We start from the raw sequence: 19,547 nt of genomic DNA, 5'->3' as shown, positions 1-19,547 counted from the left end.
CCCGATGGCACTGGCTGACAAAAACGGCACGCCGGGCCATCATGGATAAACGACCTGGAGGGCCATGGCCATGGGACGTCTGAACCGCGTTCTTGTCGCCTTGACCCGCTGGGGCCTGGGCATCTGCGCCCTTCTCGCGGTGCTGGTGGCGTTGTATGTCAGCCTTGGTCGCGAGTTGGTGCCGCTGGTGGCCGAATACCGCGCCGACGTGGAAAGCAAGGCCCAACAGGCGTTGGGCCTGCCCGTGCATGTGGGGGCCCTGGAAGGGCGCTGGAGCGGCCTTGCGCCGGTATTGCGCGTGCGTGACCTTGAGCTGGGCGAGGGCGCATCGGCCTTGCGCCTGGATGATGTCAAGGTGGTGCCCGACCTGTGGGCCAGCCTGACCGCCCGTGAAGTGCGCCTGGCGCGCATCGAACTCGGTGGCCTGCAACTGATCTTGCGCGAAGACGAGCAGGGTGGCTGGGCACTCGAAGGGCTGCCGAAAAAGGACGACGCGCCGCTGGACCCTGCCGAACTGTTGCAGCGCCTGCGCCAGTTGGGCCGCATCGATGTATTCGACAGCCAGGTTACCCTGCAGCCCTGGCAGCGTGACCCGCTGACCCTCACCTATGTCAGCGTCGGTCTGCAGGCCGGCGCATCGCGTCAGGCCCTGGACTTGCGTGCGACCTTGCCCGACGGCCAGCCGCTGGCGCTCAACCTGCGTAGCCGAGCAACCGCCAATGCCTGGCGCGAGGGCGAGTTGGACGCCTACCTGAGCCTGCCCCAAAGCGACTGGGCGCAGTGGTTGCCGCCGCGTTTGCTGGGCCAGTGGCGGGCCGAGGCGCTGAAGGCCGGTGGCGAGTTCTGGGTCGACTGGAGCAAGGGCCAGTTGCAACAGGCGGTGGTCCGCCTCAACGCCCCACAACTGCGCGGTGCCTACGGCGAGCGCAAGGCTGCGACCTTGGACAATCTTGCCGTGGCTGCCTGGTTTCAGCGCCGCGACCAAGGCTTCGATGTGGTGGTGGACTCTCTCGCCGCGAGCATCGGCAAGGCACGCTGGGAATCACACCTGCAAGTGAACCAGCGTCCAGGCGATGACCCGGCGGGCGAAACCTGGCAAGTGCAGGCCGACCGCCTTGACCTGACCCCGTTGACCCCATTGATAGATGCATTGGCGCCTTTGCCGGACAAGTTCATGACCGCGGTCGATGCGCTGAAGGTCACCGGGGCGCTGCGCAATGTCCGCCTTGAGGCACGGCCAAAGGCCGAGGGCGACCAACGCCTGCAATTCGCCGCCAATCTGGAGAAGATTGGCTTCGATGCCTACCACGGCGCACCGGCGGCCGGCAATGTCAGCGGCAGCATCAGCGGCGACCTCGGGCATGGCGAACTGCGCCTCGATACCGACGCGTTCATGCTGCATCTGTACCCGATCTTCGCTAAACCCTGGCACTACCAAAAGGCCAATGCACGCCTTGCCTGGGCCCTGGACCCGCACGGCTTTACCCTTGTCGCGCCCTACCTCAAGGTGCTCGGCGAAGAAGGCAAGATCGCCGGCGACTTCCTGATTCGCCTGTTGTTCGACGAAGGCAGCGAAAGCTATATGGACCTGCGTGTCGGTCTGACCGAGGGTGATGGCCGCTACACCGCGAAGTACCTGCCCGAGGTGCTGAGCCCGGCGCTCGATGAATGGCTGCGCAGCGCTATCGTCAAAGGCAATGTCGATCAGGGTTACTTCCAGTACCAGGGGTCGTTGAACCACGGTGCCACGCCAGAAGCACGCAGCATCAGCCTGTTCTTCAAGGTCCACGATGCCGCGCTGGACTTTCAGCCTGGCTGGCCACAGGTGCAGCAGGTGGATGGCGATGTCCTGATCGAAGACAGTGGCGTGCGCATCAAGGCCAGCAAGGGCCTGTTGCTCGACACCAAGGTCAGCGACGTCAGCGTGGATATTCCACATGTAGACAACGGTCAGCACAGCCATCTGCATCTCGACGGCAATTTCGACGGCAGCCTCGGCGATGGCTTGAAGATCCTCAAGGAAGCGCCGATAGGTACCGGCGAGATCTTTGCGGGCTGGGAAGGCGAGGGGCCATTGAAGGGCAAGCTCAAGCTCGACGTGCCCCTGGCCCATGGCGAGCGCCCGAAAGTGCGGGTGGACTTCGCCACCGCCGATGCAAAGCTGAAGGTGGCCCCGCCCAGCCTGGACCTCACGCGCCTGAAGGGCGACTTCAGCTTCGACCTCGACAAGGGGCTGAGCGGCAAGAACATCAGCTTGCAGGTGTTCGGCAAGCCAGCCACTGCGCAGATCAGCGCCGAGGGCCAGCCCGGGCAGATGCAGACACGCATCGAGGCCAGCGGCCAGGCTTCGCTGAAGTCGCTGACCGACTGGCTGCAGTTCAAGCAGACCTTGCCTGCTGCAGGCGATCTGCCTTACCAGTTGCAGGTCAACCTGGGCAGCCGTGACAACAGCTTGAATGTCAGTTCTTCGCTCAAGGGCCTGGCCATCGACCTGCCATCGCCATTTGGCAAGGCGGCAGCGGATACCCGCGACAGCCGCTTCAGCATGAACCTGCAGGGGCCGGAGCGACGTTTTGATGCGGCTTACGCCGACCTGGCCCGTTTCGCCTACGCCGCACCGGCCGACAAGCTGGGCCAGGGCCGCGGCGAATTGTTGCTGGGCGTCGGGCAGGCGCAATTGCCTGCAGGCCAGGGGCTGCGGGTGAAAGGGCGGCTGGAAAGCCTGGACCTGGCACCCTGGCAGGACCAGGCCGCACGCTTTGCCGGTGACGACCCTGGCGGCAATGCACGGCAGAACCTGCAGAGTGTCGACCTGAGCATCGGCCAGTTGAAAGCATTCGGCATGACCCTGAACCAGGCCGTGGTGCGCCTGGCCCGTGGCGGCTCGGCCTGGGACCTGCGCTTGGACAGCAAGGAAGTCATCGGCAACGCGCGCGTGCCAGACGCCAAGACCGCGCCGATGACCGTACGCCTGCAGACCTTGCGCCTGCCGCCTGCCGACCCGGCTGAAACACAATCGGAAGAGGGCCCCGACCCGCTGGCATCGTTCGACCCGCGCAAGGTGCCAGCCCTGGACCTGAGCATCGACAAGCTCTACCGCGGCGACGACCTGTTCGGCAATGCCGCGCTCAAGCTTCGCCCGACTGCACGGGGTGTGACGGCGCAGGACATCGACCTCGATTTCAAAGGCCTGCATGTCGATGGCAGTGGCGCCTGGGAAGGCGAAACGGGGGCTACCAGCAGCTGGTACAAAGGCCGGCTCGATGGCAAGAACCTCGCCGATGTGCTCAAGGCCTGGGGCTTCGCTCCGACGGTGACCAGTCGCGATTTCCGCCTGGATGTCGACGGCCGTTGGCCCGGCTCGCCGGCCTGGGTCGGCCTCAAGCGGTTCTCTGGCAGCATGGATGCCGCCTTGCGCAGTGGCCAGTTCGTCGAAGTGGAAGGGGGGGCCCAGGCGCTGCGTGTGTTCGGCCTGCTCAACTTCAACTCGATTGGCCGGCGCCTGCGGCTGGACTTCTCCGACCTGTTCGACAAGGGCCTGGCCTACGACCGGGTCAAGGGCCTGCTGGTGGCCAGCAATGGTGTTTACGTGACCCGCGAGCCGATCAGCGTGACCGGCCCGTCGAGCAATTTCGAGCTCGATGGCACCCTGGACCTGGTGCGTGATCGGGTCGATGCCAACCTCCAGGTGAGCCTGCCGGTCACCAATAACCTGCCACTGGCCGCACTGATCGTCGGTGCCCCTGCGGTCGGTGGTGCGCTGTTCCTGGTCGATCGGTTGATTGGCGACCGGGTGTCGCGTTTTGCGAGCGTGCACTATCGCGTCGAGGGCCCGGTGAAAGAGCCTAAAATCACATTTGTGAAACCGTTCAATAAATAACGCCGGGAGTGCCCATGAAGGCAGCAGTGATCCAGATGGTCAGTCAGGACGACGTGCTGACCAACCTGCAGCGCGCGGGCGCCCTGCTCGAACAGGCGGCCTTGGGCGGTGCGCGGCTGGCGGTGCTGCCGGAAAACTTCGCCGCAATGGGGCGCAAGGATGCCGCCGCCATCGGCCGCGCCGAAGCCTTGGGCGAAGGTCCGATCCTGCCATGGTTGAAACGTACCGCACGCGACCTCAGATTATGGATTGTTGCCGGGACATTGCCTTTGCCACCGCAAGGCCAGCCTGGCGCCAAGGCGCATGCCTGTTCGCTGCTCATCGACGAACACGGCGACGTGGTGGCGCGCTACGACAAGCTGCATCTGTTCGACGTGGATGTGGCCGACAACCGCGGCCGCTACCGTGAGTCCGATGACTATGCCCATGGTGCCCAGGTGGTGGTGGCTGACACGCCGGCAGGGCGCCTGGGGCTCAGCGTGTGTTACGACCTGCGCTTCCCTGAGCTGTACAGCGCCTTGCGCAGCGCAGGCGCGGAATTGATCACGGCACCGGCCGCCTTTACTGCGGTCACAGGTGCAGCGCACTGGGAAGTGCTGATTCGAGCCCGGGCTATCGAGACCCAGTGCTATGTACTGGCAGCGGCCCAGGGCGGTATCCATCCAGGCCCGCGGGAAACCCACGGGCATGCGGCGATCATCGACCCTTGGGGGCGGATCGTCGCTGAACAGGCGCAAGGCGAAGCGGTATTGCTCGCCGAGCGCGACATTGAAGAACAGGCGTCCATCCGGGCGCGCATGCCGGTCATCACGCACCGGCGCTTTTTCTCGCAGGGCGCCTTGCGGCCTGCGCACACCTCGGAGTGACTATGAGCCAGATGTTATCCACCGTCAGCGAGCAGCTCCTGGCCCCGGGCGGACTCACCCTCGACAGCCTGCAGAGCGTGCTGGGCGAGCTGGCCGGCCCCGGCATCGACGCCGCCGACCTGTATTTCCAGGGCCAGATCTCGGAAACCTGGGCGCTGGAGGACGGCATCGTCAAAGAGGGCAGCTTCAACCTTGACCAGGGCGTGGGTGTGCGTGCCCAGTCCGGTGAAAAGACCGGCTTCGCCTACAGCAATGCGATCAACCTTGAGGCGCTGACCTCGGCGGCCCGTGCCGCCCGTTCGATTTCCCGCGCCGGCCAGAGCGGCACGGTGCAGGCGTTTCGCAGCCAGGACGTGACCGCACTGTATGCGCCGGACAACCCGCTGGACGTGCTCAGCCGCGCCGAGAAGGTCGAGCTTCTCAAGCGTATCGATGTCGCCACCCGAGCGCTCGACCCGCGTATCCAGCAGGTCAGCGTGAGCATGGCCGGGGTCTGGGAGCGCATCCTGATTGCCGCCGCCGACGGTAGCCTGGCGGCCGACGTGCGCCCACTGGTGCGTTTCAACGTCAGTGTCATCGTCGAGCAGAATGGCCGCCGCGAGCGCGGCGGGCAGGGCGGTGGCGGGCGTACCGACTACCGCTACTTCACCGAAGAGCGCGTCATGGGCTATGCCCGCGAAGCGCTGCGCCAGGCGCTGGTCAACCTCGAGGCCATCCCGGCGCCGGCCGGTACGTTGCCGGTGGTGCTGGGTTCCGGCTGGTCAGGCGTGCTGCTGCACGAAGCGGTCGGCCACGGCCTGGAAGGCGATTTCAACCGCAAGGGCAGCTCGGCCTTCAGTGGACGGATTGGCGAGAAAGTCGCTTCGAGCCTTTGTACCATCGTCGACGACGGCACCCTCGAAGGTCGCCGTGGCTCGTTGAGCGTCGACGACGAGGGCACGCCGACCGAATGCACCACGTTGATCGAGAATGGCGTCCTCAAGGGCTATATGCAGGACAAGCTCAATGCGCGACTGATGGGCATGGCGGTGACTGGCAACGGTCGCCGCGAATCCTATGCGCACCTGCCGATGCCGCGCATGACCAACACCTACATGCTGGCCGGCAAAAGCGACCCGCAGGAGATCATCGCTTCGGTGAAGAAGGGCATCTATTGCGCCAACCTCGGCGGAGGCCAGGTCGATATCACCAGTGGCAAGTTCGTGTTCTCGACCAGCGAAGCCTACCTGATCGAAGACGGCAAGATCACCGCGCCAGTGAAGGGCGCGACCCTGATCGGCAACGGGCCTGAGGCCATGAGCCGGGTGTCGATGGTCGGTAACGACCTGGCGCTGGACAGTGGGGTGGGGACGTGTGGCAAGGATGGCCAGTCGGTGCCGGTAGGCGTCGGGCAGCCGACCTTGAAACTGGATGCGATTACCGTGGGCGGTACTGGCGCGTGACGATGCGCGCTGTTTGCAGGAGCGGCCTTGTGTCGCGAAAGGGCCGCAAAGCGGCCCCGGGATTTCAGCGATACAGCAGAAATAGCTGGGGCTGCTGCGCAGCCCTTTCGCGACGCAAGGCTGCTCCTGCAAGCGCCCGGTGTCAGCTTTCAGCGCAGACCGCGCTGCATCTCGTCGAGATCGCGGATGTACTTGAACACCTTGCGCGCAGCGGCCGGCGGTTTGTTCCGCGCCTTTTCGTGCTGGGCATGACGGATCAGCGAGCGCAGTTGCTGGCGATCGGTCTCGGGGTATTCGTTGACGAAACGCTCGAGGTCTTCGTCGTTACCGTCGATCAGGCGGTCGCGCCAGCGCTCCAGGTTGTGGAAGCGTTCGTTGTACTGGCGGCTGGAGCTGTCGATCTGCTCGAGCACGGCGTGGATGGCGTCCAGGTCCTGGTCGCGCATCAGCTTGCCGACGAACGACATGTGGCGTTTGCGAGCGCCATGGGCGGTGTGCTTGCTGGCGTCGGCCAGGGCCTTGCGCAGCTCGTCGGTGAGCGGCAGGCGCGCCAGGGTGTCGGCCTTGACCGTGGTCAGGCGCTCGCCGAGTTCGACCAGTGCATGCAGCTCGCGCTTGATCTGGGTTTTGCTTTTTTCGCCGTCGAAGGCGTCGTCGTATGAATCAACCATGGTGGCAGTCCGCTTGGGTTGTATGAAAAGTCGCCGAGCGGCGATCAGGCAAGGCGAAAACAGGCGAGGAAGCGGAGTTACTGATTGTAAATGAGCATTCCGAGCCTGTTTTCAACGCAGCATGAGCGTCGCGCAGGCACTTTTCATGCAAGGCATAGAAATCGCCGCCATGATAACGAGTCGGGGGCCGCTTGTCCGGCCCGGTCGTAGAATGACCCAAGCCGTACGCAGAATTTTGAGTGGAGAAAACCATGAGTGCAGTCCAGAGCGTAGGCCCCAAGGACCTGCCAGCGTTGCAGGAGCAGGTCGAAGCGATCATTGCAGAAGCTCGCAAGCAAGGCGCCAGTGCCTGCGAAGTGGCGGTTTCGCTGGAGCAGGGTCTGTCCACCACGGTGCGTCAGCGCGAGGTCGAGACGGTCGAATTCAACCGTGACCAGGGCTTTGGCATCACCCTCTATGTCGGCCAGCGCAAGGGCTCGGCCAGCACCTCGGCCAGTGGCCCGGATGCCATTCGCGAAACCGTGGCCGCCGCCTTGGCGATTGCCAAGCATACCTCCGAGGACGAATGCTCGGGCCTGGCCGACGCCGCGCTGATGGCCCGCGAGATACCCGACCTCGACCTTTATCACGACTGGGACATCGAGCCGGAAAAGGCCATCGAGATGGCGCTGGCCTGCGAAGCGGCGGCATTCGACGCCGACCAGCGCATCCTCAACGCCGATGGCACCACCCTGAACACTCACCAGGGTTGCCGCGTGTACGGCAACAGCCACGGCTTTATCGGTGGCTATGCCTCGACCCGGCACAGCCTGAGCTGCGTGATGATCGCCGAAGGCGAAGGGCAGATGCAGCGTGACTACTGGTATGACGTCAACCGCCAGGGCAGCCTGCTGGCCGACCCGCGCAGCATTGGCGTGCGCGCCGCCCAGCGTGCCGCCAGCCGACTGGGCGCGCGGCCGGTAGCGACCTGCGAAGTGCCCGTGCTGTTCTCCGCCGAACTGGCGGGTGGCTTGTTCGGCAGCTTCCTGTCGGCCATCTCGGGGGGCAACCTGTATCGTAAGTCGTCATTCCTCGACGGCGCCATCGGCCAGCGCCTCTTCCCATCCTGGCTGACCCTCGACGAGCGTCCGCACATTCCGCGTGCGCTGGGGAGTGCCGCATTCGACGGTGACGGGCTGGCGACTTACGCCAAGCCGTTCGTCGACAAAGGCGAGCTGGTGTCCTACCTGCTGGGTACCTATTCCGGGCGCAAGCTGGGCTTGCCGAGCACTGCCAACGCCGGGGGTGTTCACAACCTGTACGTCACCCATGGCGTCGAAGACCAGGCAGCACTGATTCGGCGCATGGGCCGGGGCCTGCTGGTGACCGAGTTGATGGGCCATGGCCTGAACATGGTGACCGGTGACTATTCCCGCGGTGCGGCGGGCTTCTGGGTCGAGAATGGCGAGATCCAGCATGCTGTACAGGAAGTGACCATCGCCGGGAACATGAAGGACATGTTCCAGCAAATTGTCGCGATTGGCAGTGATCTGGAAACCCGTAGCAATATTCATACAGGCTCGGTGCTGATCGAGCGGATGACGGTCGCAGGCAGCTGAATGCTGCGAGAAATGCCCAGTGATACTGAAACCCGGCCATCGTGCCGGGTTTTTCTTTCATCACTCTCCACTTGAAGTGATTCTGTTTATCACTTAATAATGAATATCATTATCCAGTCACCCGGCGATGATGTTCATGAAACCCGTCCTCCGCGAACTGCCCTACCTGGAAAACTGGCGCTGGCTCAGCCGGCGCATCCGCTGCGCCCTTGAGCCCGACGAGCCGCGCCTGATCGAGCACTATCTGGCCGAAGGCCGTTACCTGGTGTGCTGCACTGAAACGTCGCCATGGACCGTGGCACTGACCTCCTTCCGCCTGCTGCTGGATACCGCCTGCGACCGCATGTTGCCGTGGCACTGGCGCTGCCTGTGCCTGGATCAGGCCTGGCGCCCGCTGCTCGACCTGCGCAACCTCGATCGCCGTGAGCACAACCAGCGGTGGCAGCCCTATGCCTTGCAGCTGGCCAATTGCCGGTTGCTGCCGTCGATTTCTCCCGATGAACTGATGCAAGGATTTGAAGATGAGTGATACCCGTATCGAGCGTGACAGCATGGGCGAGCTGCAGGTGCCGGCCAAGGCCCTGTATGGCGCCCAAACCCAGCGCGCGGTCGACAACTTCCCGATCAGCGGCCAGCGCATGCCGGCTCAGTTCATTCGTGCCCTGTTGCTGGCCAAAGCCGCAGCAGCCAAGGCCAACATCGAGCTGGAGCAACTTTCGGCAGGGCAGGGCCAGGCCATCGTCGAGGCGGTCGAGCAACTGCTGGCCGAAGACTTCATCGAGCACTTCCCGGTAGATGTGTTCCAGACCGGTTCCGGCACCAGTTCGAACATGAATGCCAACGAGGTGATCGCCACCCTGGCCAGCCGCATTCTCGGCGAGCCGGTCAATGCCAATGACCACGTCAATTGTGGTCAGAGCAGCAACGACATCATCCCGACCACCATTCACGTCAGTGCCGCCCTGGCCCTGCATGAGCAACTGCTGCCAGCCCTGAGCCACCTGGTGCAGGTGATCGAGGCCAAGTCGGCGCAAGTGCATCAGTATGTAAAAACCGGCCGCACCCACCTGATGGATGCCATGCCGGTGCGCATGAGCCAGGTGCTCGATGGCTGGGCGGCGCAAATCAACGGCGCCAAGGCGCATATCCAGGCGACCTTGCCGAGCCTGCAGGCACTGGCCCAGGGTGGCACCGCCGTGGGTACCGGAATCAATGCCCACCCGCAGTTCGCAGCTGGCTTCGCCCGCCAGTTGAGCGGCCTCACCAAGGTCGAATTCACCCCCGGTCATAACCTGTTCGCCCTGATCGGCTCCCAGGACACTGCCGTGGCCTTGTCTGGCCAACTCAAGACTACCGCCGTGGCGTTGATGAAGATCGCCAACGACCTGCGCTGGATGAACTCGGGCCCGTTGGCCGGCCTGGGCGAAATCGAACTGCAGGGCCTGCAGCCGGGCTCGTCGATCATGCCTGGCAAGGTGAACCCGGTGATCCCGGAAGCCACCGCCATGGTTGCCGCCCAGGTCATCGGCAATGACGCCACCATCGCCGTGGCCGGTCAATCAGGCAACTTCGAGCTGAACGTGATGCTGCCGGTGATCGCACGCAACCTGCTGGAGAGCATTGAGCTGATGGCCAATGTCAGCCGTCTGCTGGCGGACAAGGCCATATCCAGCTTCAAGGTGAATGAGGGCAAGCTCAAGGAGGCCCTGGCGCGCAACCCGATCCTGGTTACCGCACTGAATCCGATCATCGGCTACCTCAAGGCCGCCGAAATCGCCAAGACCGCCTACCAGCAGGGCCGCCCGATCATCGATGTGGCATTGGAGCACACCGACCTGTCGCGTGATCAGCTCGAGGCGCTGCTGGACCCTGAAAAACTCACCGCAGGCGGCATCTGACAAGCCGTAGCGCCCAGAGGGAACAACGCCATGCAGCACTGGAAACGCACCACCGAGACGGCCAACCGCCTGTTCGAACAGGGTGAGCTGGTCGACGCACGGGAACACTACCTGCAAGCCCTGGCCCTGGCCCAGGTGCTGTTCGAGCGCTGGCATGACGTCGACGAAGCGGTGGCCGCGCTGGTCATCGCCCATCACAACCTGGCCGATCTGCACCTGCGCCTGAACCAACCGCACGAGAGTGCCGACTATTTGTGCGCCGCCCATCAGCGTTTGCTTCAGGCCAGCCAGGAGGCGCGCTTGCCGCAGGCGCTGCGTGATGCAGCGCTGCGCCATAGCAGCCGCACCTACACCGAACTGCTGAGTTTCATCGCCGAGTACGGCCAGTACCCGCGCACCGAGCGCCTGCTCAACCGCCACAGCGCCGAGGCCAGCGAACTCGCTGCCCAGGCGGACGTGACGCCTAGAACCCATGCCTACGGAATCCATTGATATGCCGCATACCTTGCCTGCACTGACTTATGCCTACGATGCACTGGAACCGCACATCGATGCGCAAACCATGGAAATCCACCACACCAAGCACCACCAGACCTACGTCAACGGCCTGAATGCGGCTGTCGAAGGCACCGAGTGGGCCGAATGGCCGGTTGAGAAACTGGTTGGCGCGGTCGGCACGTTGCCTGAGAACCTGCGCGGGCCGGTCACCAACCATGGTGGTGGCCACGCCAACCACAGCCTGTTCTGGACCGTCATGTCGCCTCAAGGCGGTGGTCAACCACAAGGCGAGGTGGCTGCGGCCATCGACGCCGAGCTCGGTGGGTTCGAGGCGTTCAAGGAAGCCTTCACCAAGGCTGCGCTGACCCGTTTTGGCAGTGGCTGGGCCTGGCTGAGCGTGACTCCGCAGAAGCGACTGGTGGTGGAAAGCAGTGGTAACCAGGACAGTCCGCTGATGCATGGCAACACGCCGATCCTCGGCCTGGACGTGTGGGAGCACGCCTACTACCTCAAGTATCAGAACCGTCGTCCGGAATACATCGGCGCTTTCTACAACGTAATTGACTGGGCGGATGTGAATCGCCGCTATCACGAAGCCTTGAAGTGAGTCGTACCGGTATGCGCTCTGAGGTGATGTCTGTCAGCAGTGTGCGCCTGTTCCGGCTGGCGCTGGGTACCTTGCTGTTGCTGGCAGGCACTGCGCTGCTGCTGGCCCGTGGCATTGCCTGGCTGGACCTGGAACCGCGGATGCTGCGTGCCCTTGAGGGCGGTGCATTGTGTGCGCTGGGGACGGCCCTGGGTGCGGTACCGGTGCTGGTGATTCGCAACATGCCGGTCGCCCTGGCCGATACCTTGCTGGGGTTCGGGGCAGGGGTGATGCTGGCGGCCACGGCGTTCTCCCTGATCATCCCCGGGCTGGATGCCGCCCAGGCCATTGGTTTCAGCCCTTGGGGCGCCGGTGGCCTGATCAGCTTTGGCCTGATGCTCGGCGCTCTGTGCCTGTTCCTGGTCGACCTCAAGGTTTCCGGTGCTTCGCCGGAAGCATTGGTGGGCTCCGAGAATCAGCCAGTGATCGCCGCGCGGATCTGGTTGTTCGTGATCGCCATAATTGCCCACAACATCCCTGAGGGCATGGCCATCGGTGTGTCAGCCGGGGGCGGCATGGCCGACGCCGACAGCCTTGCGATGGGCATTGCCCTGCAGGATGTTCCCGAAGGGCTGGTGATAGCGCTGGTGCTGGCCGGGGCGGGGATGCCAAGGTTCAAGGCGTTCCTGATCGGCGCCGCCTCTGGCCTGGTCGAGCCACTGGCAGCAGTGATCTGCGCCTGGCTGGTGAACATGGCAGCGTTTCTGTTGCCGGTGGGCCTGGCCTGTGCGGCTGGGGCGATGCTGCTGGTGGTGACCCAGGAGATCATTCCCGAGTCGCGCAGCAATGGGCATCACCGCCTGGCCAGCCTAGGGCTGTGCATCGGCTTCTGCCTGATGATGGTGATGGATACGGCGATGTCGTGATTCGCCGTGAGCCCGGCGCGGTCCCTGTAGGAGCGGCCTTGTGTCGCGAAAGGGCCGCAGAGCGGCCCCGGCGATCTTTGCGCCCATGTCGAAATCCTGGGGCCGCTCTGCGGCCCTTTCGCGACACAAGGCCGCTCCTACAGATTCTGGGCCGTCTTTGGGCTTACTCGCCCTCGTCGAAGAAGTTGTCGATCAGCGCCACCAGCGCTTCCAGGGCGTCGTTATCCTGCTCCCCTTCGGTAAGCAGGTGTACCTGGGTGCCTTTGCCGGCAGCCAGCATCATCACCGCCATGATGCTCTTGCCGTCCACCAGCTTGTCGGGCGCGCGGCCGACGCGGACCTGGCAGGGGTATTTGCCGGCTACACCGACGAACTTGGCGGCCGCCCGGGCATGCAGGCCCAGCTTGTTGATGATGGTGATTTCGCGGGCGGGCATCGTGCGGTGGATCCTGTGGGCTAGAGGTCGCGGTGGCGGACCTGGACGTTCTTCAGGGATTGTTGCAGCAGCTGGCCGAGGCGTTCGGTGATGTAGACCGAGCGGTGGTGGCCCCCTGTGCAGCCAATGGCGATGGTGACATAGGCGCGGTTGCTGGCAGCAAAGCGTGGCAGCCATTTGAGCAAGTAGCTGGAAATGTCGTTGAACATTTCTTCGACATCCGGTTGTGCGGCCAGGTAATCGATGACCGGTTGTTCCAGCCCGGAATGATCGCGCAGTTCCGGCTTCCAGTAGGGGTTGGGCAGGCAGCGTACGTCGAACACCAGGTCAGCATCCACCGGCATACCGCGCTTGAAGCCGAACGACTCGACCAGGAAGGCGGTGCCGGGCTCGGGCTGGTTGAGCAGGCGCAGTTTGATCGAATCGCGCAACTGGTAGAGATTGAGGCTGGTGGTGTCGATCTTCAGGTCGGCCAGGTCGGCGATCGGCCCCAGCAGTTCGCTTTCAACGCGGATCGCTTCGGCCAGCGACCGATTGGCGTTGGTCAGCGGGTGGCGCCGACGGGTTTCCGAGAAACGCTTGAGCAAGGTGTCTTCGTCGGCATCCAGAAACAGCACGTCACATTGGATGTGGCGCCCTCGGGCTTCCCCCAGCAGTTCGGGGAAGCGCGACAGGTGGCTGGGCAGATTGCGCGCATCGATCGATACCGCCACCTTGGGTTGCAGCAGCTCGGTATTGATCAATGCATTTTCCGCCAGCTGCGGCAGCAGCCCGGCGGGCAGATTGTCGATGCAATAGAAACCGTTGTCTTCCAGCACGTCGAGGGCGGTGCTCTTGCCGGAGCCGGACCGGCCGCTGACGATGATCAGGCGCATGTTCAGTGCTCGTTCTGTGCGTCCAGGACAACCTGGAACAGGGCGTCGCTGCTGCCGGCGGCACGCAGGCGATCACGGACCTCCTTGCGATCCAGCATGCTGGCGATCTGGCGTAGCAGTTCAAGATGGGCGTCGGTAGCCGCCTCAGGTACCAGCAGCACGAACAGCAGATCAACCGGGGCGCCATCGATGGCGTCGTAGTCGATCGGCGCATCCAGGTGCAGCAGGGCACTTACCGGGGAGTCGCAACCTTCCAGCCGGCAGTGGGGAATGGCAATGCCATTGCCAAAGCCGGTCGAGCCCAGTTTTTCGCGAGCGATGAGTTTTTCGAAGACGTCTTGCATCGCAAGCTCGGGTACTTGCTCGGCAATCAGGTTGGCGACCTTTTCCAGGGCGCGCTTCTTGCTGCCGCCCGGCACGTTCACAAGGGAACGGCCGGGGGTCAGGATGGTTTCAAGTCGGATCATGGATGAGAGGGATCAGCGGGCGGCTGCACCTTGCAGCAGGCTTTGCTGTTTTTCCTTGTGTTTTTTCAGTTGGCGGTCGAGCTTGTCGGCCAAGGCGTCGATTGCTGCATACATGTCTTCGTGTTCCGCGTTGGCAACCACTTCACCGCCTGGAATCTGCAGGGTCGCCTCGACCTTCTGCTGCAGTTTCTCGACTTTCATGATGACCTGCACGTTGGTGATCTTGTCGAAGTGACTTTCCACGCGGGCGAGCTTTTCAAGCACGTAATCGCGCAGTGGCTGGGTGACTTCTACATGCTGTCCACTGATATTGACTTGCATACAGCTTCTCCTTTGTTGCCCGTGCATAAAGAGGCAGGTATTGCACCTGCCCCACAAACGCTGTGGCACATCCGGGGGCTACATCAGTCGCTTGCGCTCGCTCGACGGTGCGATGCCGAGGGACTCGCGGTACTTGGCGACGGTGCGACGGGCTACCTGGATGCCTTGTGCCTCCAGTAAACCAGCGATCTTGCTGTCACTCAATGGCTTTTTCTGATTTTCCGCTGCAACCAGTTTCTTGATGATCGCGCGGATCGCCGTAGACGAGCATTCTCCGCCTTCGGCGGTACTCACGTGGCTGGAGAAAAAGTATTTCAGTTCGTAGATGCCGCGCGGGGTGTGCATGTATTTCTGCGTGGTCACCCGCGAAATGGTCGACTCATGCATGCCAACCGCTTCCGCGATGTCGTGCAGGACCAACGGCTTCATCGCTTCGTCGCCGTGATCGAGGAAGCCGCGCTGGTGCTCGACAATCTGCGTGGCGACCTTCATCAGTGTTTCGTTGCGGCTTTGCAGGCTCTTGATGAACCAGCGCGCCTCCTGCAACTGGTTGCGCATGAAGGTGTTATCGGCGCTGGTGTCGGCGCGGCGTACGAAGCCGGCGTACTGCGGGTTGACACGCAGGCGCGGGATCGCCTCCTGGTTCAGCTCGACCAGCCAGCGTTCGCTGTCCTTGCGCACGATCACGTCTGGTACCACGTATTCCGGCTCGCTCGACTCGATTTGCGAACCTGGCCGCGGGTTGAGGCTCTGCACCAGCTCGATCACCTGGCGCAGCTCGTCTTCCTTAAGCTTCATGCGGCGCATCAGCTGGCTGTAGTCGCGGCCGCCGAGCAGGTCGATGAAGTCGGTGACCAGGCGCTGTGCTTCGGCCATCCACGGTGTGCTGGCGGGCAGCTGGCGCAATTGCAGCAGCAGGCATTCACCCAGGGTGCGGGCGCCGACGCCGGCGGGTTCGAACTGCTGGATGCGGTGCAGTACCGCTTCGACCTCGTCGAGCTCGATGTCCAGCTCCGGGTCGAAGCCTGCGCAGATTTCTTCGAGGGTGTCTTCCAGGTAGCCCTGGCCGTTGATGCTGTCGATCAGGGTGACGGCGATCAGGCGGTCGGTATCGGACATCGGTGCGAGGTTCAACTGCCACAGCAGATGACTCTGCAGGCTCTCGCCGGCAGATGTGCGGGTGGTGAAGTCCCACTCGTCGTCGTCGTTGCTCGGCAGGCTGCTGGCGCTGGTCTGGTAGATGTCTTCCCAGGCGGTGTCGACTGGCAGCTCGTTGGGGATTCGCTCGCTCCACTCACCGTCTTCCAGGGTTTCGGCACTGCTGGTGCTTTCCTGGAAGCTGTTGTCCTGGACTTCGGCGACCGGCTTGTTTTCGGCGTTGTCCGCCATCGGGTCGCTGTTGTCGAAGTCGTCGCCGTCTTCCTGACGTTCGAGCATCGGATTGGACTCCAGCGCTTCCTGGATTTCCTGCTGGAGGTCCAGGGTAGAGAGCTGAAGCAGGCGGATGGCCTGTTGCAACTGCGGTGTCATCGTCAGTTGCTGGCCCATTTTTAGGACGAGCGATGGTTTCATGGCTGGGGCTTAATACCTTGTTCGCCGGCGCGCATGCGCCATCCACTACACGAGGGCGCCGGAGCGCCAATTTCAAGCAAGTTTTATGCCTTAAATTGTAGCGTTTGCCTAGAGTGCTGTAACAACTTAAGCCCCGACAGGGCGTGAAAGCCAGCACTCCCGGCAGGTTACAGGGTCAGAGTCGGAACTCGTGGCCCAGGTAGACCTCCTTGACCAGGTCGTTGGCCAGAATGGTCTCGGCGTCACCTTCGGCGATCAGTTGACCGTCATTGACAATGTAGGCTGTCTCGCAGATATCCAGGGTTTCACGGACGTTGTGGTCGGTAATCAGTACACCGATACCCTTGGCCTTGAGGTGGTGGATGATCTGCTTGATGTCGCCCACGGAGATCGGATCGACACCGGCAAAGGGTTCGTCCAGCAGGATGAACTTGGGTGCGGTGGCCAGGGCGCGGGCAATTTCGACCCGGCGGCGCTCGCCACCGGAAAGGCTCATGCCGAGGTTGTCGCGAATGTGGCTGATGTGGAACTCCTGCAGCAGGCTTTCCAGCTCTTTGCGCCGGCCTTCGCGGTCGATGTCCTTGCGGGTCTCGAGAATGGCCATGATGTTGTCGGCCACCGACAGCTTGCGGAAGATCGAGGCTTCCTGCGGCAGGTAGCCGATGCCGGCGCGGGCGCGGCCGTGCATGGGCTGGTGGCTGACATCGAGGTTATCGATCAGCACGCGCCCCTGGTCGGCCTGGACCAGGCCGACGATCATGTAGAAGCAGGTGGTCTTGCCGGCGCCGTTGGGGCCGAGCAGGCCGACGATCTGCCCGCTGTCGATCGACAGGCTGACATCGCGCACGACTTGCCGCCCCTTGTAGCTCTTGGCCAGGTGCTGGGCTTTGAGGGTTGCCATTTACTCGGCCTTCTTCTTCGGCTGGATCACCATGTCGATGCGCTGACGTGGCTGAGTCACGTTGCCACCACGACCGGCGGTCGCAACCTGGGTCTTGGTGTTGTAGACGATCTTCTCGCCTTCGGTGGTGTTGCCTTCGTTCTCGACCTTGGCGCGGTCGGTGAGGATCACCGTGTCTTTTTGCGCCTGGTACTGAATGGTCACCGCCCAGCCTTTCATCTTGTCGGGCTTGTCCGTGCTCTGCTGCTGCTCGAAGTAGGCCAGGTTGCCCACCGAAGTCACCACGTCGATGTCGCCGTTGGCGGCACGGGTCATGGTCACGGTGTTGCCTTTGATCATCATCGAGCCCTGGGTGATGATCACATCGCCGGTATAGGTGGCCACGCCTTGCTTGTCGTCCAGGTGCGCGTTGTCGGCCTGGATGCGGATAGGCTGGTCACGGTCGGTCGGCAGGGCGAAGGCGCTCGCGCTTCCCAGTGCTGCTGCGCTCAGGCTGAGCAAAAGGGGGAGGGTTTTAACGAGCCTCATACTGTCCTCTTACGTTAGAGAGCAAGTCGATCTTGCTTTCTTTCAAATACGCTTTCATTCCCTTGCCTGTGGTTGTACCACCGGCGCCGTCGATTCTAACGGCTTGCTCGGTCTGCGCATATTGCTTCTGCGGGAATACGGTCATGCGCGAACTGGTGATGATGGTGTCGCGCTGTTTTTCGTCGGTGCGGGCGACCCGCACCTGGTCGATCAGTTCGACTTCGGTGCCGTCAGGGTTGACCTCGGCGCGCACGCTCTGCACGTGCCAGGGGTACTGAGTGCCCCGGTACAGGTGCAGGTCGGGCGTGGTCACCAGTGTGACCTCGCTGGCCTTGAGGTGTTCGACCTTGTCGGCAGTCATTTCATACTGCAGTTTGCCGTCGGGCAGGAACTGCACGCTGTGGGCGTTGATCGCATAGTAGTCGATGGCGCTTTCGTCGACTTGTGCCTGCGGCGCTTCGAGGAAGCGCTCGGGGCTGACATTCCAGTAGCCAACCGCCGCCAGCAGGGCGGCGATGACCACCAGCAGCGCTATGTTGCGGGCTTTCTTGCTGAACATGGGCAGCCTTAAAGGTAGTTGGCGTTGGCAGCGTCCAGGGTGCCCTGGGCCTGCATGATCAGTTCACAGAACTCGCGAGCGGCGCCTTCGCCGCCGCGTGCCAGGGTTACACCGTGGGCGTGCTGGCGCACAAACGGTGCGGCGTTGGCCACGGCAATGCCCAGGCCTACCCGGCGAATCACCGGCAGGTCAGGCAAATCGTCGCCCAGATAGGCAACCTGTTCATAGCTTAGGCCCAGTTCGGCGAGCAGGCCGTCGAGTACAACCAATTTGTCCTCGCGCCCCTGAAAGAGATGGGGAATGCCGAGGTTCCTCGCCCGGCGCTCTACCACCGGGGTCTTGCGCCCGCTGATGATCGCCGTGGTCACCCCGCTGGCCATGAGCATCTTTATACCCTGGCCGTCCAGGGTGTTGAAGGTCTTGAATTCGCTGCCATCTTCGAGGAAGTACAGGCGGCCATCAGTGAGTACGCCGTCGACATCGAAAACGGCCAGTTTGATCGCCTTGCCACGTTGCATGAAGTCTTGAGTCATCGGTTCGCTCTCCTTACATCACGCCGGCGCGCAGCAGGTCGTGCATGTTCAGGGCGCCGCTCGGGCGGTCGTCCTTGTCCACGACCACCAGCGCGCTGATCTTGTGGTCCTCCATGATCTTCAGGGCCTCGGCGGCGAGCATCTCGGCGCGTGCGGTCTTGCCGTGCACCGTCATCACCTGGTCGATCAGGGTGGTGTGCACGTCGATGTTGCGGTCCAGGCTGCGGCGCAGGTCACCGTCGGTGAAGATCCCGGCCAGCTTGCCGTCGGCTTCCACGATCACGGTCATGCCCAAACCTTTACGGGACATTTCGAGTAGTGCGTCCTTGAGCAGCGTGCCCCGTTGCACTTGCGGCAGCTCGTCGCCCGCGTGCATGACATTCTCGACCTTGAGCAGCAGGCGGCGGCCCAGCGCACCGCCCGGGTGCGAGAACGCGAAGTCTTCGGCGGTGAAACCGCGCGCCTCGAGCAGGGCGATAGCCAGCGCGTCACCCAGAACCAGTGCTGCCGTGGTGGAGGAGGTCGGGGCCAGGTTCAGTGGGCAGGCTTCCTGGGAGACGCTGGCATCGAGATTGACCTCGGCGGCCTGGGCCAGTGGCGAGCCAGGGTTGCCGGTCATGCTGATCATCTGGATGCCAAGGCGCTTGATCAACGGCAGCAGGGTGACAATTTCAGCCGTGCTGCCGGAGTTGGACAGGGCCAGGATGACATCGTCGCGGGTAATCATCCCCATGTCCCCATGGCTGGCTTCCGCTGGGTGCACGAAGAACGCCGGGGTGCCTGTGCTGGCCAGGGTTGCGGCGATCTTGTTGCCGACATGGCCCGATTTGCCCATGCCGACCACAACGACCCGCCCCTTGCTCGCCAGGATCAGTTCGCAGGCCTTGACGAAATTGGCGTCGATGCGGGCCACCAGGGCTTCCACAGCCTCGAGTTCGAGGCGCAGGGTGCGCTGGGCGGATTGGATCAGCTCGCTGGATTGGCTCATGT

At 63.2% G+C, this 19,547-nt stretch carries 20 protein-coding genes; 9 read left to right on the top strand and 11 right to left on the bottom strand.

The features are described 5' to 3' along the window. Positions 1 to 64 precede the first annotated feature (64 nt). Genes ACIPW4_RS06970 through tldD form a run of 3 tightly spaced genes read left to right on the top strand, consistent with a single transcriptional unit; the run spans position 65 to position 6,188 of the window. Positions 65 to 3,880 carry a YhdP family protein gene (locus ACIPW4_RS06970; RefSeq protein ID WP_400656089.1) on the top strand — a complete coding sequence of 1,272 codons (3,816 nt, stop codon included), beginning with the start codon at positions 65 to 67 and terminating at the stop codon, positions 3,878 to 3,880. A gap of 14 nt (positions 3,881 to 3,894) precedes the next feature. Then, positions 3,895 to 4,746: a carbon-nitrogen hydrolase family protein gene (locus tag ACIPW4_RS06965; protein WP_400656087.1), complete on the top strand. Its 852-nt coding sequence runs from the start codon at positions 3,895 to 3,897 to the stop codon at positions 4,744 to 4,746. Positions 4,747 to 4,748: 2 nt separating this feature from the next. Further along, a complete protein-coding gene (gene tldD / locus ACIPW4_RS06960; RefSeq protein WP_400656084.1) occupies positions 4,749 to 6,188 on the top strand; it encodes a metalloprotease TldD in 1,440 nt (479 codons plus the stop codon). Between the two features lie 149 nt (positions 6,189 to 6,337). Here tldD and yjgA read toward each other — a convergent pair whose 3' ends face one another. Next, positions 6,338 to 6,859, bottom strand: a complete 522-nt coding sequence (gene yjgA / locus ACIPW4_RS06955; protein WP_027920225.1) for a ribosome biogenesis factor YjgA — start codon at positions 6,857 to 6,859, stop codon at positions 6,338 to 6,340. 251 nt (positions 6,860 to 7,110) lie between these two features. On the opposite strand from yjgA, the gene pmbA reads away from it, so the two are divergent. The 6 genes from pmbA to ACIPW4_RS06925 all read left to right on the top strand — a co-directional run bounded on the left by pmbA (position 7,111) and on the right by ACIPW4_RS06925 (position 12,365). Next, on the top strand, positions 7,111 to 8,457 hold the full coding sequence (gene pmbA / locus ACIPW4_RS06950) for a metalloprotease PmbA (RefSeq protein ID WP_400656080.1): 1,347 nt from the start codon (positions 7,111 to 7,113) through the stop codon (positions 8,455 to 8,457). Between the two features lie 127 nt (positions 8,458 to 8,584). Next, complete coding sequence (locus tag ACIPW4_RS06945) at positions 8,585 to 8,986, top strand: FagA protein (RefSeq protein WP_400656078.1); 402 nt, start codon at positions 8,585 to 8,587, stop codon at positions 8,984 to 8,986. Beyond that, positions 8,979 to 10,355: a class II fumarate hydratase gene (locus ACIPW4_RS06940; RefSeq protein WP_400656076.1), complete on the top strand. Its 1,377-nt coding sequence runs from the start codon at positions 8,979 to 8,981 to the stop codon at positions 10,353 to 10,355. Before ACIPW4_RS06945 ends, ACIPW4_RS06940 begins: the two co-directional genes overlap by 8 nt. Positions 10,356 to 10,385: 30 nt before the next feature. Continuing rightward, positions 10,386 to 10,847: a hypothetical protein gene (locus ACIPW4_RS06935; protein ID WP_400656074.1), complete on the top strand. Its 462-nt coding sequence runs from the start codon at positions 10,386 to 10,388 to the stop codon at positions 10,845 to 10,847. A gap of 1 nt (position 10,848) precedes the next feature. After that, positions 10,849 to 11,460: a superoxide dismutase gene (locus ACIPW4_RS06930; protein ID WP_400656071.1), complete on the top strand. Its 612-nt coding sequence runs from the start codon at positions 10,849 to 10,851 to the stop codon at positions 11,458 to 11,460. Between the two features lie 11 nt (positions 11,461 to 11,471). Then, complete coding sequence (locus ACIPW4_RS06925; protein WP_400656451.1) at positions 11,472 to 12,365, top strand: ZIP family metal transporter; 894 nt, start codon at positions 11,472 to 11,474, stop codon at positions 12,363 to 12,365. A 163-nt stretch (positions 12,366 to 12,528) separates the two neighbouring features. On the opposite strand, the gene ACIPW4_RS06920 is transcribed toward ACIPW4_RS06925, so the two are convergent. The 10 genes from ACIPW4_RS06920 to ACIPW4_RS06875 all read right to left on the bottom strand — a co-directional run bounded on the left by ACIPW4_RS06920 (position 12,529) and on the right by ACIPW4_RS06875 (position 19,545). Next, entirely contained in the window at positions 12,529 to 12,801 is a 273-nt protein-coding gene (locus ACIPW4_RS06920) for an HPr family phosphocarrier protein (RefSeq protein ID WP_400656069.1), read from the bottom strand. Positions 12,802 to 12,821: 20 nt separating this feature from the next. Further along, a complete protein-coding gene (rapZ, locus tag ACIPW4_RS06915; protein WP_400656067.1) occupies positions 12,822 to 13,676 on the bottom strand; it encodes an RNase adapter RapZ in 855 nt (284 codons plus the stop codon). 2 nt (positions 13,677 to 13,678) lie between these two features. Beyond that, entirely contained in the window at positions 13,679 to 14,143 is a 465-nt protein-coding gene (ptsN, locus tag ACIPW4_RS06910) for a PTS IIA-like nitrogen regulatory protein PtsN (RefSeq protein WP_400656065.1), read from the bottom strand. Between the two features lie 12 nt (positions 14,144 to 14,155). Then, complete coding sequence (hpf, locus tag ACIPW4_RS06905; RefSeq protein ID WP_003255135.1) at positions 14,156 to 14,464, bottom strand: ribosome hibernation-promoting factor, HPF/YfiA family; 309 nt, start codon at positions 14,462 to 14,464, stop codon at positions 14,156 to 14,158. Positions 14,465 to 14,542: 78 nt separating this feature from the next. After that, positions 14,543 to 16,036 carry an RNA polymerase factor sigma-54 gene (locus ACIPW4_RS06900; RefSeq protein ID WP_400656063.1) on the bottom strand — a complete coding sequence of 498 codons (1,494 nt, stop codon included), beginning with the start codon at positions 16,034 to 16,036 and terminating at the stop codon, positions 14,543 to 14,545. Between the two features lie 175 nt (positions 16,037 to 16,211). Further along, positions 16,212 to 16,937 carry an LPS export ABC transporter ATP-binding protein gene (lptB, locus tag ACIPW4_RS06895; RefSeq protein ID WP_027920214.1) on the bottom strand — a complete coding sequence of 242 codons (726 nt, stop codon included), beginning with the start codon at positions 16,935 to 16,937 and terminating at the stop codon, positions 16,212 to 16,214. Beyond that, a complete protein-coding gene (lptA, locus tag ACIPW4_RS06890; RefSeq protein WP_400656061.1) occupies positions 16,938 to 17,465 on the bottom strand; it encodes a lipopolysaccharide transport periplasmic protein LptA in 528 nt (175 codons plus the stop codon). It abuts the gene before it with no gap. Next, entirely contained in the window at positions 17,452 to 18,024 is a 573-nt protein-coding gene (lptC, locus tag ACIPW4_RS06885) for an LPS export ABC transporter periplasmic protein LptC (RefSeq protein ID WP_400656058.1), read from the bottom strand. Before lptC ends, lptA begins: the two co-directional genes overlap by 14 nt. A gap of 8 nt (positions 18,025 to 18,032) precedes the next feature. Further along, positions 18,033 to 18,557 (bottom strand): KdsC family phosphatase, encoded by a 525-nt coding sequence (locus ACIPW4_RS06880; RefSeq protein WP_400656056.1) that lies wholly within the window; start codon positions 18,555 to 18,557, stop codon positions 18,033 to 18,035. 13 nt (positions 18,558 to 18,570) lie between these two features. Then, positions 18,571 to 19,545 (bottom strand): SIS domain-containing protein, encoded by a 975-nt coding sequence (locus ACIPW4_RS06875; RefSeq protein WP_400656054.1) that lies wholly within the window; start codon positions 19,543 to 19,545, stop codon positions 18,571 to 18,573. Positions 19,546 to 19,547: the final 2 nt, after the last annotated feature.

It is taken from the genome of Pseudomonas sp. NPDC089996 (genome assembly GCF_044748405.1).
In the GTDB taxonomy this organism is placed as follows: Bacteria; Pseudomonadota; Gammaproteobacteria; order Pseudomonadales; family Pseudomonadaceae; genus Aquipseudomonas.
Note: the sequence above shows the minus strand (reverse complement) of the source record. Positions and strands in the feature narration are given on the sequence as shown.